Origin of the sequence: Moraxella sp. CTOTU48717 (genome assembly GCF_032057165.1) — a bacterium.
Lineage (GTDB): Bacteria > Pseudomonadota > Gammaproteobacteria > Pseudomonadales > Moraxellaceae > Faucicola > Faucicola tetraodonis.
The window spans coordinates 55562-71272 of sequence record NZ_DAMBBC010000014.1; the positions used below are offsets into that span (position 1 = coordinate 55562).

The window sequence follows — 15711 nt, forward strand, 5'->3', positions numbered from 1 at the left end:
GCGGTATGACCTCAACGTCTGAATACGAACAGCAATCCCAAGCGTTTTCACAGTCTTATCAGTTGGCGCAGACAGGCGATGCCGAAGCGCAATATCAGACTGGGTTTTATTATGCCCAAGGCATTGGCGTGGCTCAAAATTACCGCAGCGCGGGGTTTTATTGGCTAAATGCTGCCAAGCAGTCACACCCTGCCGCGCAAACTTATCTGGGGCTATTGTTTGAACAAGGCTTGGGCTACCAGCAGGATTTGAATAAAGCCATCCATTGTTACCAAACCGCTAGCGAATTGGGTTTTACCGAAGCCAAAGTACGTTTGGCGATGCTATATTTGACAGGCAAAGGCTTAGCGCAGGATAGCAAAAAGGCGATTTTACTGTTTATCCAAGCGGCAGAACAGGGCGAAGCGGTTGCCCAATACAATTTGGGTATCGCTTATGAGAGAGGACTGGGCGGGCTCAAGCACAATGATGATTTGGCACACTTTTAGTACCAGCAAGCGGCTTATCAAAACCATCCACAAGCAATGGCACGCTTAGCGGCAGATAAATTTGCCCAAAAGCCGACACCTAATACCACGCCAACTAGCACAATGCCAACTAGCACAATGCCAGAGAATTACAGGGTAGGCGATAATTTAGCACATCAAGCGGCATCAGATACGACGCCTGATTTTACTATTGATGATGTATTCACTCCCCAAAGTCAGCCCATCAATTTTGATGACGATGATGTGCCCGTCCATCCTGATAGTGACACGATTTTTGCGCGAGGTGTTGCGATTATTCAGGCGGACTTAAAACGCGCCTTTAACTTTTTTGAGCAAGCAGCATTACTTGGTCATGCCAAAGCCGAATACAATATGGGATTGGCTTTTTTATATGGACTCGGTGGCAATCATGTTTGTACTGAAACGGCACTGGAATGGCTAGAAAAATCCGCCAATCAAAGTTTTCGCCCTGCCTATCTTGCGTTAGGCTGGCTGTACCAAGGTGGCAATCCGTATCTCAATGACAGTAGTGATGACATTGGTGAAACTATCATTGTCGATTGTGACAATGCCATCAGCCAATACGAAATGGCGAGCGAGCTTGGACACGCGCAAGCCCAATATTTTCTTGCCAACATCTATGCCAGTGGCAATGGCGTCGCTGCCGATGCTGACAAAGCAAGCGCTTGGCTAAAGCAATCTGGCAAACATGGTTATGCTGCAGCGCTCACTGAGTTACGCCCATCTGTGCCAGAGACTGCTCATGCCCACAATGCCTATCATCAGACTTAGGTCATCATACCTAGGTGGTCTCCTTAATAGCTTTTGATAGACTATTTTTGTTATCAAGCCTTTCTTATTCAACCGTTCATTGATGGCTTTTTAACAGCCATTGCTTTATTTTTCGCCAACTGCACCAATTATAATGCCTATGCGCCAAATGTAGCCAAAATGAGATACGCTGCGCCTAGGATGCGTTCACGAATTTGTAGGATGATTGACCTATAATGACAACACATTAAAAGGAAAAAGCATGACACCCGTAGATATTATTACTAGTAAAGAAATGAGCGATATTGCACAAATTGTCAAACTTCATGATATTGATGTTCCCTTGGTGGCTGTTTATTGCGGCTCTCGCAAAGGCAATGACCCCGTCTATGTCCAATCGGCGCATGAGCTGGGTAGGGGGTTGGTTGAAGCGGGATTAGGTCTGGTATATGGCGGTGCAGTGATTGGCTGTATGGGCGCGGTTGCCGATGGTGTAATTGAAAAAAACGGTATTGCCGTGGGCGTGATTCCTGAGTTTATGATGGATCGAGAAGTGGCGCATGGCGGGCTGACGCGTCTGCATTTGACCGATACCATGCATACCCGTAAAGCTATCATGGCAGAGTACGCCAGTGCCTTTATCACCTTGCCAGGTGGGCTTGGTACGCTTGAGGAAATCATGGAAATTGCCACTTGGCGACAGCTGTATCAACATGAAAAACCGATGATTATTCTCAATATCAATGGTTTTTATGACAAATTGGTTGAACATCTACAGTTTACCGCTGAGCAAGGCTTTATGAAGCCAGAAGATTTACAGCGATTAATCGTTTGTAATACTGTCGCAGAAGCCATTGAACTACTCAAACCAATTGTTAACATGCCAGACACGATGAATGTGAATAAAATCTAACCTTGTTAGCAACAAAAAAAAGACCTCAGTTAAAGGTCTTTTTTTGTATCTTTTTTTTATCAATGTTATCTAGTCGAAAATCTTACCACGATTCATAATCCCATTGGGGTCAAAGACTTGCTTGATGGCGCGTAAATAATCAATTTCTTCATCAGGACGGGTGTAATTAAGATACGGCTTTTTGGTCATACCCACGCCATGCTCGGCTGAGATAGAGCCGTTGTATTTTTGCACCGTTTCAAACACATACTTGTTGACCACTTGGCATTTTTCAAAAAATTCGTCTTTGCTAAGGTTTTCTGGTTTTAAAATATTTAAATGTAAATTACCATCGCCGATATGCCCAAACCAGCACACTTGAAAATCCGGATAGTTTTGGCTAACAATGGCATCGATATCCGCGATAAACTCTGGCACACGGCTGATGAGCACGGAGATGTCATTTTTGTACGGGGTAAATACTGAGATGGTTTCAGAGATATACTCACGCAGTTTCCATAGCTCTTGGGCTTGGTGAATGGATTGGCTCATCACCCCATCAAGCACCCAGCCTTCGCTCATACAGTCTTCAAAAATCTGCATCGCCATGTCCATAATCGGCTCGTAAGGCGCTTCAAATTCGAGTAGCGCATAAAATGGCGCATCGGTTTCAAACGGTTTTTGCACATGCCCTGTGGCAAGTAATTTATCAACGGCGACATCATCAAAAAATTCAAACGCGGTCAAATCCATTTTACTTTGAAAGGCTGACAAGATTTGCATAATATTGGCAAACTCTGGCACGCCAAGCACCATGACAGTTAGGTTTTTGGGCTGGCGCTCTAGCTTGACTTGCACTTCGGTGACAATCCCAAGCGTACCTTCTGCACCGATAAGCAAATGACGCAAGTCATAACCGGTGGCATTTTTTATCATGCCTTTATTGAGGTGCAAAATATCGCCTTTACCTGTCACCACGGTCATACCCAAAATCCAGTTGCGGGTCATGCCGTATTTGATGACTTTGATACCGCCGGCATTGGTGCCAATATTGCCACCAAGCTGGCTTGAACCGGCTGACGCAAAGTCCACCGGATAGTATAACCCTTGACTGTCAGCAAAGTCTTGCAGCGCTTTGGTGACAATACCGGCTTCCACTTCCACCATACGGTCTGCAGGGTAGAAGCCCAATACTTGGTGCATTTTATCAAGGCTAATTACCACCTCGCCATTGGCGGCAACCGCCCCTGCAGATAGACCGGTACGACCACCGCTTGGGGTAATGACGATGTTTAGCGTATTACATAGCTTGACGATGGCTTGCACTTGCTGGGTGGATTTTGGGAAGACAATGGCGCTGGCGTTGGGCTCAAAATGCTTGGTCCAATCTTTGCCCCAAAAGCCCAAACTGTCCGCATCGGTTTTGATTTGGTGTTCGTCAAATCCTTGCTGGCGTAGTTGTTCAATGAGCGTATTGATGGCGGTCTGATTAGCAGTCATGGTGTGGCTTTTACCCATATTTTTAGACAGATTGAAAAGGTTTTTGAGGCTCTATCATAGCATAACTAACGGCATAAATTTTGACAAAAACACTGGCGATTGATGAAGAATTTTTTACCCATAAGACAAAAAAATCATGCCATCTTGCGGGAATTTCACCACAAAAAACCCGGCAAGTGTGATAGGATAATTGACTAAAAATACTGACTAGGGGTTGTTATGGCACAAAATCTATCACTTGAGAAAGACAAAATCCGCTTTTTGATGCTTGAAGGCTTGCATGACAATGCGTTTAAAGTGCTGTCAGAGGCAGGTTATCACAATGTTGAGAATATCAAAACCGCCTTAGACCCTGAAGAGCTTAGCGAAAAAATCAAAGACGCCCATTTTATCGGCATTCGTTCTCGCACCCATTTGACCCGCGATATTTTAGAAAAAGCCGAAAAGCTCATCGCCATTGGCTGTTTTTGTATTGGCACCAACCAAGTGGACTTGGAAGCTGCCCGTGAACTGGGTATCCCTGTCTTTAACGCCCCTTACTCTAACACCCGCTCTGTCGCGGAGCTTGTCCTTGCCGAAATCATCATGCTGATGCGCGGTATCCCTGAAAAAAATGCCGTGGTACACCGTGGCGGCTGGAACAAATCTGCCAAAGACAGCTATGAAGTGCGCGGCAAAACTTTGGGTATCGTGGGTTATGGCTCTATTGGTACTCAGTTATCGGTACTCGCTGAAAGCCTTGGTATGAAAGTCATCTATCATGATGTGGTCACCAAATTGCCATTGGGCAACGCCACCCAAGTGGGAAGCCTAGAAGAACTGCTTGGTAAAGCCGATGTGGTCACCCTGCATGTACCAGATTTGCCAAGTACGCGTAACATGATTACCGCTACAGAATTGGCTGCCATGAAGCCAGGCGCGCATCTTATTAATGCGGCGCGTGGTAAATGTGTGGATATTGATGCGCTAGCGGCAGCCTTACAGAGCGGTCATATCTTGGGCGCGGCGATTGACGTGTTCCCCAAAGAGCCAAAATCAGCGGATGAAGAATTTGAATCACCACTGCGCGCGTTTGACAATGTGATTTTGACACCGCATATCGGTGGCTCAACCCAAGAAGCACAAGCCAATATCGGTCTTGAAGTGGCAGAAAAATTTGTGCGTTACTCTGATATGGGTGATACCGCAACGTCTGTGAACTTCCCAAATGTTAGTATGCCGCAAAAAGAAGGCACGCATCGTCTGCTACATATTCACCAAAACGTGCCTGGCGTGTTGTCACAGATTAACAAATCCTTTGCCGATGCCAATATCAATATCTTTGCCCAAAGCCTGATGACGGAAGAAGATGTGGGCTATTTGGTGATGGATGTGGGTAGCGGCGATTCTGCGCAAGCGGTTGAAGCCTTAAAAAACATCCCAGAAACTATCCGTGTAAGGGTGTTGTTTTAATAACATTTTTTGAAAAAAAGGGCGTATTAAATACGTCTTTTTTTATTTTGGTTGCTAAGCTATAGTTTATGAAGTGGGTATATTGCCCCTGTAAGCATTTCTTATAGTCAAGCTTAAACTATTCAGAAAATTTTTGAATAGCGTGTGAGTTATAAATCCTAAAATTGCTTTTTCACGTCATCAAAAATACGATTAATACTGGTCTTTGGTTCAATAGCAACTTTTTGAAACATCGCTTTGGAGCTATGATGTTTTAGGTGTTTTCTAAAGAGATTTAATAATGACTTACCTCGAATTTGTAACGGATAGTTTTCTTTTAAATTGCTTTGCAATTCGGTTGGATATATTTCATTGGCTGTTAATGCTATAAATTTGGAATATTCATTTCCTAATACTTCATTTGGGTCACGGGCGATTTCTCGTTCTTTGGTTAGGTTTTCACCATTTAACGTTGCTTGTAACGCCAATGCGTACCAATGAATGAACTTCTCTTTGTCTGCCAAAAATTGATTTTTAATAGAGCTGTCTTCTATTTCAAGGATTTGTTCACATCCATAATCAATGAACACATCATTTTCAATAGAGTAACCATTGGTAAAAATCAAAATATCCTGTTGATACTTTGATGGAATACCAGTATTTACCCAAGTATCCTTGTCAGCAATGAAAATTAGTTTTTTTGCTTGCAATTTGGGATTTGTTTTAATGCTATCAAAAATACCTAATACTTTTCCTCTACCCCCAGCCGGTAGAACATCAACGATATCTTCTAATAATTCCTCTATTTTGCGATAAATAATAATGTCATATTTACCTTCTACAACAATAGTAGGTAATGAAGACCTTTCGAGCGTACTTATTAATTCCTCTAAGCTTACCTCTCTTTTTCCAGTATCAGTCATTTTGTAAACACCCATCACCCTTATCACTTGATAGAACAAGTTCTTTATCAGGATACTTATTGTATATAAAAGGTGAATGAGTTGCTATAATGAATTGATTACTTGAATTTTGTCTCATGAGTGTAGGAAAAAGTATACGCTGCCAATCTACATGTAGACTTAACTCAGGTTCATCAATAATAAAAATAGTATCTTGGTAAAAAGCATTATAAGCTAAGAAACTTAGCATTTGCTTTTCCCCTGCAGAAAGCAAATTTGAGTTGATAGTTTCTACTGCACTCCCAAAAGTCAAATTACCAATTTTTATACCAGATATTTTTAGTATATCTAATATATATTGTCTAGCGACTTCTAATGGCTTCATAATATCTACTCGTCTCTGTTCAGACTTAGCCATCATGGTATGTATTTTTTTTAGTTCTTCTTGAACCTTTTCAGTATTTGTTTCTTTTTGAAGCTCTTTAAGTTTTTCTGACATATTTAAATTAGAAAGGTTTTGTAGGGTTGTTACTTCCTCTACTAACTCAGCATTTTTATCACGCAAAAATCTTTCAATATCAATCGTGCCTAAAGAGGCAACAAATTGATGATTTCTATTAGTTAGCATATCTGATAGTTCCATTAAAGAAACTTCTAATCTTCTTGATGAAGACATACCTGCACGAATATTCTTACGTTTAGCTTGAACACCTCCCTCGATACGCCGAAATGTTGGCAAAAATAATGAACCACCATGTTTTGACAAAATACTATTTGGATTTTCTTGTTGTATATCTTTTTTATCAGCAATATTTTTTAACTGAGTAACTAAAAACTCTAAAGCTTCATCTTCATCTTCTTCATCTATAACCCAATCATCAATTTCTATAGGATCTTGCTCATTAACTTTTAAATACAAACTACAATTATTCCTAGTTGTCCTAGAGATGATACAGCTATAATCAGTTGTTTGAAGTTTTATTTTTCTAAAATTTATTTCTCTTATTGCAAAAGAAATGTTGCCGCTTACAATATACCAAATTAGCTTTAAAATAGTAGTTTTACCAGCACCGTTACGACCGGTAATGATATTCAAATCATTATTAAAATCAAGCCTAATGAATTCCTTACTACCATTTAAACCATCAATTTCCACATACTGTATTTTCATAATAAAACCTATACTTTAAATAAAAAATTGCTGATAACTCTATACTACCTTAAAAAAATGAAAAGCATATAGTTACCAGCAAATATTTTATAAACTAAATTTACTTCGCAATCTTTTTATATTTCATGCGTTTTGGCTCGGCATCCGCGCCCAATTGTTTTTTGCGGTATGCCTCAAACTCTGAGTAGTTACCATCAAACCAAATCGGACCCTCATCCTCAAACGCCAAAATATGGGTGGCAATACGGTCTAAGAACCAGCGGTCATGCGATACCACCATCACCGTACCGGGAAACACTTCCACCGCATCTTCAAGCGCGCGCAACGTCTCAACATCAAGGTCATTCGATGGCTCATCGAGTAACAGCACGTTTGCCCCTTGTTTTAAGGTTTTGGCAAGTTGCAGACGGTTACGCTCACCACCCGACAGGCTACCGACCAGTTTTTGTTGGTCTTGACCTTTAAAGTTAAAGCGTCCGATATAGGCACGGCTAGGCGTGGTGTATTCGCCCACGGTAATCATATCAAGACCGTCGGAGACTTCTTCCCACACGGTTTTTTTGTCATCCAGCTCATCGCGTACCTGTCCGACATACGCCACTTTCACTGATTCACCGACTTCAACTGTGCCCGTATCTGGCTTGTCTTTGCCTGTAATCATGTTAAACAAGGTCGTTTTACCCGCACCATTGGGTCCGATAATCCCCACAATCGCCATCGGAGGTACAGTGAAGGATAGGTTTTCGTATAGCAAACGGTCACCAAATGATTTTGAGATATTGTTGACTTCAATGACTTTGTTGCCAAGACGTGGTCCTGGTGGAATGTAGATTTCAGCGGTTTCGTTACGCTGTTGGAATTCTTTGGAGTTTAATTCCTCAAAACGTTGCAAGCGAGATTTGGACTTGGCTTGTTGACCTTTTTGGTTTTTACGCACCCATTCAAGCTCTTGTTTCAGCGCTTTGGCAAAGGCTTCTTCTTGTTTTTGCTCTTGCTCTAGGCGTTTATTTTTTTGCTCAAGCCACTCGGTGTAGTTACCTTGGTAAGGATAGCCATAGCCACGGTCAAGCTCCAAAATCCATTCGGCAACGTTATCAAGGAAATAGCGGTCATGGGTAATCGCCACGATGGTGCCGCTATAATCTTTTAAGAAATGCTCAAGCCAAGCGACTGATTCGGCGTCCAAGTGGTTGGTAGGTTCGTCAAGGAGCAGCATATCAGGTTTTGATAGTAACAGACGGCACAGGGCGACGCGGCGTTTTTCACCACCCGATAATTTGCTCACGTCAGCATCCCACGCGGGTAGGCGCAGCGCATCGGCGGCTTTTTCTAGTTGGTTGTTGAGGTTATGGGCATCCCATGCTTGGATGATGTCTTCCATTTTGCCTTGCTCGGCGGCAAGTTTGTCAAAGTCGGCATCGGGTAAGGCATATTCGCCATAGATTTCATCAAGGCGCGCCAATGCATCTAAGGCTTCACGCACACCATCTTCCACATTGCCGCGCACGTCTTTGGCAGGGTCTAGCTGCGGTTCTTGGGCAAGGTAGCCAATCTTGATACCCGCTTGCGCACGCGCTTCACCGTTATACTCGGTGTCCACGCCTGCCATGATTTTAAGCAAGGTTGATTTACCGGCACCGTTGAGACCCAGCACACCGATTTTTGCACCGGGGAAAAAAGACAGGCTGATGTCTTTTAGGATTTCCCGTTTGGGTGGAACAATTTTTGATACCTTGTTCATGGTATAAATATATTGAGCCATGTTCTTCCTGTTTAAGTTAGCTAATAGCAAATGAAGGTAAGGCGTATCATCCACGCCAAAAAATTTGAAAAATGGTAAGATTTAACCGCTTATTATCGCATTGTTAACGGGGTGGGGCAAGGCAAAAGCCTAGTGAAAAATCATTTGCAAACCCCATACCGAATAGGCAAAAACTTTTACAAGTCATGGACAGTGGTTGTGCTACTATCAAACAGCAAATAATCAAGCGACAAATAACCAAATCACAGATAGCATACTAGACAAAAAAATACACAAGGAGACAACCATGTCGGATTTACAATTATCGATTCACCATAACGAACAATCACAACGTTTTGAAACCACCGTTGACGGCACTACTGCTTACATTAGCTATGTGGATAATGGTGATGTCATCGTATATGACCATACCATTGTGCCAGACGCGATTGGCGGGCGCGGCATTGCAGGGGCGTTGACCAGGCACGCGTTAGACTACGCCCGTGAGCAAGGTAAAAAAGTCGTGCCAGCCTGCTCTTACGTGGCAAGCTATCTACAGAAACACCCCGAATACAGTGATTTAAAAGCTTAAAACTTTATCAATGGGTCAATACGCCAATAAAAAAACCACATAAGTTAATGTGGTTTTTTTATAGATTAGGGTTTGCTGATTATTTTTTCTTGGTAGGTCCAAGTAGCATACCCATTTGACGACCTTCAACTTTTGGTTGTTGCTCAACATTAGCAACATCGGTCGTATCGGCAATGACTTTTTCAAGCTGCTGCAAGCCAATTTGTTGGTGAGCCATCTCACGACCACGGAAGCGAATGGTGACTTTGACTTTGTCTTGGTCTTCCAAAAACTCACGGATTTTACGAAGTTTGACTTGATAGTCGGCTTCTTCCGTGCCAGGACGCAATTTGATTTCTTTAAGCTGCGTTTGTTTTTGGTTCTTTTTGGCTTCTTTGGCTTTTTGTTTTTGGTCGTACAGATATTTTCTGTAGTCCATCACTTTGGCAACAGGAGGCTGAGCGTCTGGTACTATCTCGACCAAATCCAACTCAGCATCACGGGCGGCCTGCAAAGCCGTTTTTATATCCACAACACCAACTTGTTCGCCGTCTTCTTTGACTAAGCGTACCTCTTTGGCACGAATTTCCTCGTTGATGTCTAATCGGTTTGAACTCTTAATAATACTTACTCCTACGCTGTTTTTGATTTGACGCGCCCTTTTTGGGCGGTCGCTTGGTTAACCAAGTCGATAAAGGCATCAATACTCATCACGCCAAGGTTGTCACCTTCACGAGTACGGACGTTAACTTGGTTGCTTTCTACTTCTTTATCACCCATGACAATCATATAAGGAATACGTTCAAGGGTGCGTTCTCTAATTTTAAAGCCAATTTTCTCATTACGCAAATCGGTGATGACACGAAGTCCGGCTTGATTCAATTGTTCGGCGACTTTTTGACAGGCTTCGGCTTGGTTGTCGGTAATATTCATCACCACGACTTGCTGCGGTGCAAGCCAGACTGGCATCCAGCCCGCGTAATGCTCAATGAGCATACCGATAAAGCGTTCAAATGACCCCAAAATCGCACGGTGTAGCATCACAGGGCGCTCACGTTCGCCTTGCTCATTGACAAACTCCGCACTTAGTCGTTCTGGCAGGTTAAAGTCAAGCTGCAGTGTACCGCATTGCCATACGCGACCAAGACAGTCTTTAAGGCTAAACTCGATTTTTGGTCCATAAAATGCGCCTTCACCTGGCAGATACTGCCAGTCAAGCCCTGCATTATCCAACGCGTCTGCTAAGTCTTTTTCTGCCAAGTCCCACAGTTCGTCAGCACCGACCCGTTTTTCTGGACGAGTCGAGAGTTTCATTTGCACGTCATCAAAACCAAAGTCTTTATACACATCAAGGGTAAGCTTGATAAAGTCTTGGGCTTCTTGTTTGATTTGCTCATTACTACAAAAAATATGGGCGTCATCTTGGGTAAAGCCACGCACCCGCATGATGCCATGGAGCGAACCTGACGGCTCATTACGGTGGCATGAGCCAAACTCAGCAAGACGCAATGGCAAGTCACGGTAAGATTTTAACCCTTGATTGAACACTTGCACGTGACACGGGCAGTTCATCGGCTTAATCGCATAGTCACGTTTTTCACTGTGGGTAGTGAACATCATGTCGCCATAATTTTCCCAGTGACCTGATTTTTCCCATAGGCTTCTATCGACAATTTGCGGGGTTTTGATTTCAAGATAGCCGTTATCTTTTTGTACTTTGCGCATATACTGCTCAAGTACTTGCCACATCGTCCAGCCATTGGGATGCCAAAACACCATACCAGGCGCTTCTTCTTGCATATGAAATAAATCAAGCGCTTTACCGATTTTACGATGGTCGCGTTTTTCCGCTTCTTCGATACGCTGAATATAAGCTTTTAGGTCTTTTTTATCTGCCCAAGCGGTACCGTAAATACGTTGTAGTTGCTCATTTTTGGCATCACCGCGCCAGTAGGCACCACTCATTTTGGTGAGTTTAAAGGCTTTTAAGAAACGGGTATTGGGCACGTGTGGTCCACGGCACATATCAACATATTCTTGGTGATAGTATAAACCCATTTGGGTTTCATTCGGCATATCTTCGATAAGACGTAATTTATAAGTCTCGCCACGGTCTTGGAATACTTTGATAACCTCGTCGCGCGGTGTCATTTTTTTGATGACATCGTAATCTTGGTTAATCAATTGCGTCATGCGCGCTTCGATTTTTTCCATGTCTTCTGGCGTAAACGGGCGCTCGCTGTAGATATCGTAATAAAAACCCTCTTCAATCACAGGACCGATAACCATCTTCACTTCAGGATAGAGCTGTTTGACAGCATGACCCAGTAAGTGAGCGGTCGAGTGGCGAATGATTTCCACACCTTCCTCGTCTTTTGGCGTGATGATTTGGACGGTTGCGTCTTCGCTAATCGGGTCACACGCATCAACTAATTTGCCGTTGACACGTCCTGCAACGGTGGCTTTGGCAAGCCCTGCGCCGATGCTTTGCGCCACTTCCATGACTGACGTTTGTCCATCAAATTGTTTAATATCGCCGTTTGGTAAGGTAATGGCTACCATAATTGCTCCTGTTGTCCTTTGGCAGTGATGACCGTTACTATCGGTCATGTAACCGTGAGAGATGGGAATAAAAAAAGGGAAAAACTCTGCCCTTCCAAACTTACCGTGTCTAGATAGGCATTACAATCCCATGAATTCGTCGCTCTGCAAAAAGCGTAAACGAGCTATTATAACAAATTGCGCTGATGAAACCAACTTGCTGATAGAATTGCTTGCAGTGATGACAGAAACTGAGGCAGCTCATGATAGCCGCGTAAAAAACACTGCAATAGACGACAGCCAATGCTTGGTATCTACAATTTGACTGAGTATCTTTAATTTGATTGAGTGTCTTGACACTAAGCTGTGGGGTCTTTACACCAACAAGTTACAGGAATAATCTAGATTACCCGTGGCAAAACTTATATAACTACAGCATAGTGAGTGCTATGCTTCATAACAACACGATTGATTAAGGGCATTTTTATGTCAGTTGATTTTTCCAATACATTAATTGTGGCGGTCTCTGCCACGGCATTGTTTGACCTATCGGAGTCTGAGCGTTTTTTTCAACAAGCGTTAACCGAAGATCCAGAAACGGCGATTGATAAATTTCGCAAATACATGATTGAACGCGAAAATGACCCCTTGCAAACAGGGACAGGTTATCCGCTTATCAAAGCCTTACTCAATCTCAATCACCATTGTGCAGCCGATGACAAGGGCGAGGGCATAGCTGCGCCTATGGTTGAAGTGGTGATTATGTCAAAAAACAGCCCAGATACCGGTATTCAAGTATTAAATGCGCTGCGTAGTCATGGACTACCGATTAGTCGCTCGGCATTTACCTCAGGCGAAGGGGTGGCGGATTATGTGGCGGATTTTAAGGTGGATTTGTTTTTGACCACCAATCATGACGATGCCCAGCAAGTCACCGATGCAGGCGTGTGTGCCTGCGCGATATTAGATGCGCCGCCCATTGATATGAAAGAGCTAGACACCAATCAGCTACGCATTGCATTTGATGGCGATGCCGTGTTATTTGATGAAGCAGGGGAGCTATTGTCTCGCCAGCAAGGACTCAAAGCGTTTCATGATTATGAAGCCAAAATGAGTGATGTACCGATGAATAAAGGCCCGTATGCGGATTTTTTAATCAAACTCTCTAAACTACAAAAACGCCTGCCTGCTAAAATCAAGCATCCACCGATTCAAATTGCACTGGTGACGGCACGCAATGCGCCTGCTGATTTGCGCGCGATTAAGACATTACGTGATTGGGGCGTCAATGTGGATTTGGCATTCTTTTTAGGTGGCTTGGATAAACGCCATGTACTGCAAACCTTTGCCCCGCATATTTTCTTCGATGACTCCATTCATAATTACGAATCTGCTAAAGGCGTAGTACCTTCAGGGCTAGTGCCTTATAGTTCAAAATCAAAATTGTATGTCAAACAAGCTGATGTCACGGCAACCCAAAACCTTGTTGAGATTCATCAAGCATGAAATTCATAGGTTTTATAAAAAACCCCATATAAAAAAATACCGCTTATTGCAAGCGGTATTTTTTATTGAACATTGGATTAGTGGTCAGATGCACCTGACGCACCGATACCGGTTAATGAACGTACATACTGTGCATCAAAGCCTTTTCTATCTAGCTGAGCGCGTGGTGAGTTGTCAGTGATAGATGCGATCCACGCTAGAATGAAGGTCACAGGCATACTAAATAACGCCACGTTTTTGTATGGGAAAGCGGGTGATTCGTGTTTCATGATATCTACCCAAACCGCAGGTCCTAAGATAATCAGTAACACTGCGACTGCTAAGCCTGCAAACCCACCGATTACCGCACCACGAGTGGTTAGACCACGCCAGAACATCGCTAAGAAAAGAATCGGGAAGTTAGCCGATGCCGCGACCGCAAATACCAAACTTGCAATGAACGCAAGGTTTTGGTTTTCAAAGATAATACCGGTCACGATCGACAATAAACTTAACGCAACCACGGTAATTTTTGATGCACGCATCTCTTCTTCAGGTCTCGCTTGACCTTTTCTGATAACACTAGCATACAAGTCATGGCTGACCGCTGAGGCGCCTGATAAAGTCAGACCTGCCACAACCGCTAGTATAGTCGCAAAAGCAACCGCCGAGATAAAGCCTAAGAATAGGTTACCACCCACGGCATGCGACAAGTGAATCGCTGCCATGTTGGCACCACCGATAAGTGCTTGTGAGCTTACGCCATCTTTAACCACTGTCGTGAAATAATCTGGATGTTCAGCTAGGATAACGATGGCACCCAAGCCAATAAGAACAATTAAGAAGAATACGTATGAAATACAGCTTGCAGCTACCAACACTGATTTACGCGCAGCTTTGGCATCTGGCACCGTAAAGAAACGCATCAATACGTGTGGTAAACCTGCTGTACCAAACAATAGACCCAAACCTAATGAGATAGATTCAATGGGGTTATTAACCAACTTACCAGGCGACAAAATTGATTCGTGTTTGCTATGGGCAGCAACAGCTGACTTGAATAAATTTTCAAAACTAAAACCAACATGGTTCATGACCATGAGGGCCATGAAAGTCGCACCTGACATCAGCAAAATAGCTTTGATAATCTGTACCCAAGTGGTGGCTAGCATACCCCCAAACAATACGTAAACCATCATTAACACACCAACGATGATGACTGCGTAAATATAATCTAATCCAAATAATAATTGAACCAGTTTACCCGCGCCGACCATCTGCGCAACCAAGTAGAGCGCAACGACGACCAAGGTACCGGATGCAGCAAAAATACGTACTGGGGTTTGGGAAAAACGATAAGATGCCACATCTGCGAAGGTAAATTTACCCAAGTTACGTAGCCGCTCAGCGATTAAGAATAAAATAATTGGCCAGCCAATCAAGAAGGCTAGCGTATAAATCATGCCATCATAACCGACGGTAAAAACCATACTCGATAACCCCAAAAAGGTTACCGCTGACATATAGTCCCCGGCAATAGCAATCCCGTTTTTGGTACCTGAGATACCGCCGCCCGCGGTATAGAAGTCGCTTGCGGTTTTGTTTTGTTTTGATGCCCAGTAAGTAATACCGAGTGTTGCAAAAACGAAAATCAAGAACATGATAATGGCTGAGATATTCAGCGGTTGTTTTTTTACTTCGCCTTCTAGGGCGCCCGCTGCCCATGCTGGCATCTGTGCCATCAGACCCACTAGCGTCAAGCTTACGGCAGTTGAAACCTTGCCGATACGCTTGTGCAAGCCTTTAACAGCCAGGCCGTTATATTGTTGTTTTAACATGCCACCCTCCATGGTGTCAAAAATGATGTCAAAATTGTTATAAAAAGCACAATTTTAAAATTGAAAACCCAACACAATCCCTGTGAGGTTATACTTTACCACTGTTGATATCATCGATTACTTTACGAGTCATCGTGTCAAATTCGCCGTTTGCTTTGCTGACATATATCCAAGTGATGACTGGTACAAAAATCATAATGGCAACAACAATGTAAAAGCCAACAGGGACAGTCGAGCCTGCTGACAGTGGCGCAGCAAACATTTCAGGATCAAAGCCCACGAGTAACAGATAGCCAAACCACACAATTAAAGTAATGATAGAAAAAGTAATACCAAACCCATAAAATATAGTATTATAGCTATATGAAAGAATCAAACCC

14 protein-coding genes are annotated in these 15711 nt (G+C 43.2%); 6 read left to right on the plus strand and 8 right to left on the minus strand.

What is annotated here, in order from left to right; translation table 11 throughout:
- The first annotated feature begins 5 nt into the window (after positions 1-5).
- From RT084_RS09205 to RT084_RS09215, 3 genes are all read left to right on the plus strand, one after another.
- The gene (locus RT084_RS09205; protein WP_203171334.1) at positions 6-488 is read left to right on the plus strand and encodes a tetratricopeptide repeat protein; all 483 of its coding nucleotides are present in this window, start codon (positions 6-8) and stop codon (positions 486-488) included.
- 36 nt (positions 489-524) lie between these two features.
- Complete coding sequence (locus tag RT084_RS09210; protein ID WP_203171335.1) at positions 525-1280, plus strand: tetratricopeptide repeat protein; 756 nt, start codon at positions 525-527, stop codon at positions 1278-1280.
- Between the two features lie 274 nt (positions 1281-1554).
- A complete protein-coding gene (locus tag RT084_RS09215) occupies positions 1555-2172 on the plus strand; it encodes an LOG family protein (RefSeq protein ID WP_313078510.1) in 618 nt (205 codons plus the stop codon).
- Positions 2173-2241: 69 nt separating this feature from the next.
- Here the strand turns inward: RT084_RS09215 and RT084_RS09220 are convergent, their stop codons facing one another.
- Entirely contained in the window at positions 2242-3651 is a 1410-nt protein-coding gene (locus RT084_RS09220; protein ID WP_312385501.1) for an FAD-binding oxidoreductase, read from the minus strand.
- Positions 3652-3870: 219 nt separating this feature from the next.
- Here RT084_RS09220 and serA point away from each other — a divergent pair, with 219 nt between their 5' ends.
- Entirely contained in the window at positions 3871-5103 is a 1233-nt protein-coding gene (gene serA, locus RT084_RS09225; protein WP_138017899.1) for a phosphoglycerate dehydrogenase, read from the plus strand.
- A gap of 158 nt (positions 5104-5261) precedes the next feature.
- On the opposite strand, the gene RT084_RS09230 is transcribed toward serA, so the two are convergent.
- From RT084_RS09230 to ettA, 3 genes are all read right to left on the minus strand, one after another.
- On the minus strand, positions 5262-6005 hold the full coding sequence (locus RT084_RS09230; protein ID WP_157796991.1) for a DUF4435 domain-containing protein: 744 nt from the start codon (positions 6003-6005) through the stop codon (positions 5262-5264).
- The gene (locus RT084_RS09235) at positions 5998-7155 is read right to left on the minus strand and encodes an AAA family ATPase (RefSeq protein WP_099833371.1); all 1158 of its coding nucleotides are present in this window, start codon (positions 7153-7155) and stop codon (positions 5998-6000) included. The genes RT084_RS09230 and RT084_RS09235 overlap by 8 nt, the downstream gene beginning before the upstream one ends.
- A 100-nt stretch (positions 7156-7255) precedes the next feature.
- Positions 7256-8917 carry an energy-dependent translational throttle protein EttA gene (gene ettA, locus RT084_RS09240; protein ID WP_007117348.1) on the minus strand — a complete coding sequence of 554 codons (1662 nt, stop codon included), beginning with the start codon at positions 8915-8917 and terminating at the stop codon, positions 7256-7258.
- Positions 8918-9203: 286 nt separating this feature from the next.
- Here ettA and RT084_RS09245 point away from each other — a divergent pair, with 286 nt between their 5' ends.
- The gene (locus RT084_RS09245) at positions 9204-9488 is read left to right on the plus strand and encodes a GNAT family N-acetyltransferase (protein WP_312385498.1); all 285 of its coding nucleotides are present in this window, start codon (positions 9204-9206) and stop codon (positions 9486-9488) included.
- 79 nt (positions 9489-9567) lie between these two features.
- Here the strand turns inward: RT084_RS09245 and infC are convergent, their stop codons facing one another.
- Both infC and thrS read right to left on the minus strand, forming a co-directional pair.
- Positions 9568-10065: a translation initiation factor IF-3 gene (gene infC / locus RT084_RS09250; protein WP_172460503.1), complete on the minus strand. Its 498-nt coding sequence runs from the start codon at positions 10063-10065 to the stop codon at positions 9568-9570.
- A gap of 35 nt (positions 10066-10100) precedes the next feature.
- A complete protein-coding gene (gene thrS, locus RT084_RS09255; RefSeq protein ID WP_203171342.1) occupies positions 10101-12029 on the minus strand; it encodes a threonine--tRNA ligase in 1929 nt (642 codons plus the stop codon).
- Between the two features lie 465 nt (positions 12030-12494).
- On the opposite strand from thrS, the gene RT084_RS09260 reads away from it, so the two are divergent.
- Positions 12495-13514 (plus strand): 5'-nucleotidase, encoded by a 1020-nt coding sequence (locus RT084_RS09260; RefSeq protein WP_312385495.1) that lies wholly within the window; start codon positions 12495-12497, stop codon positions 13512-13514.
- Positions 13515-13591: 77 nt separating this feature from the next.
- Here the strand turns inward: RT084_RS09260 and RT084_RS09265 are convergent, their stop codons facing one another.
- Both RT084_RS09265 and RT084_RS09270 read right to left on the minus strand, forming a co-directional pair.
- On the minus strand, positions 13592-15343 hold the full coding sequence (locus tag RT084_RS09265; protein WP_409519595.1) for a cation acetate symporter: 1752 nt from the start codon (positions 15341-15343) through the stop codon (positions 13592-13594).
- A 76-nt stretch (positions 15344-15419) separates the two neighbouring features.
- Positions 15420-15711: DUF485 domain-containing protein (locus RT084_RS09270; RefSeq protein WP_313099462.1), on the minus strand; the 292-nt coding region annotated here is incomplete at its 5' end.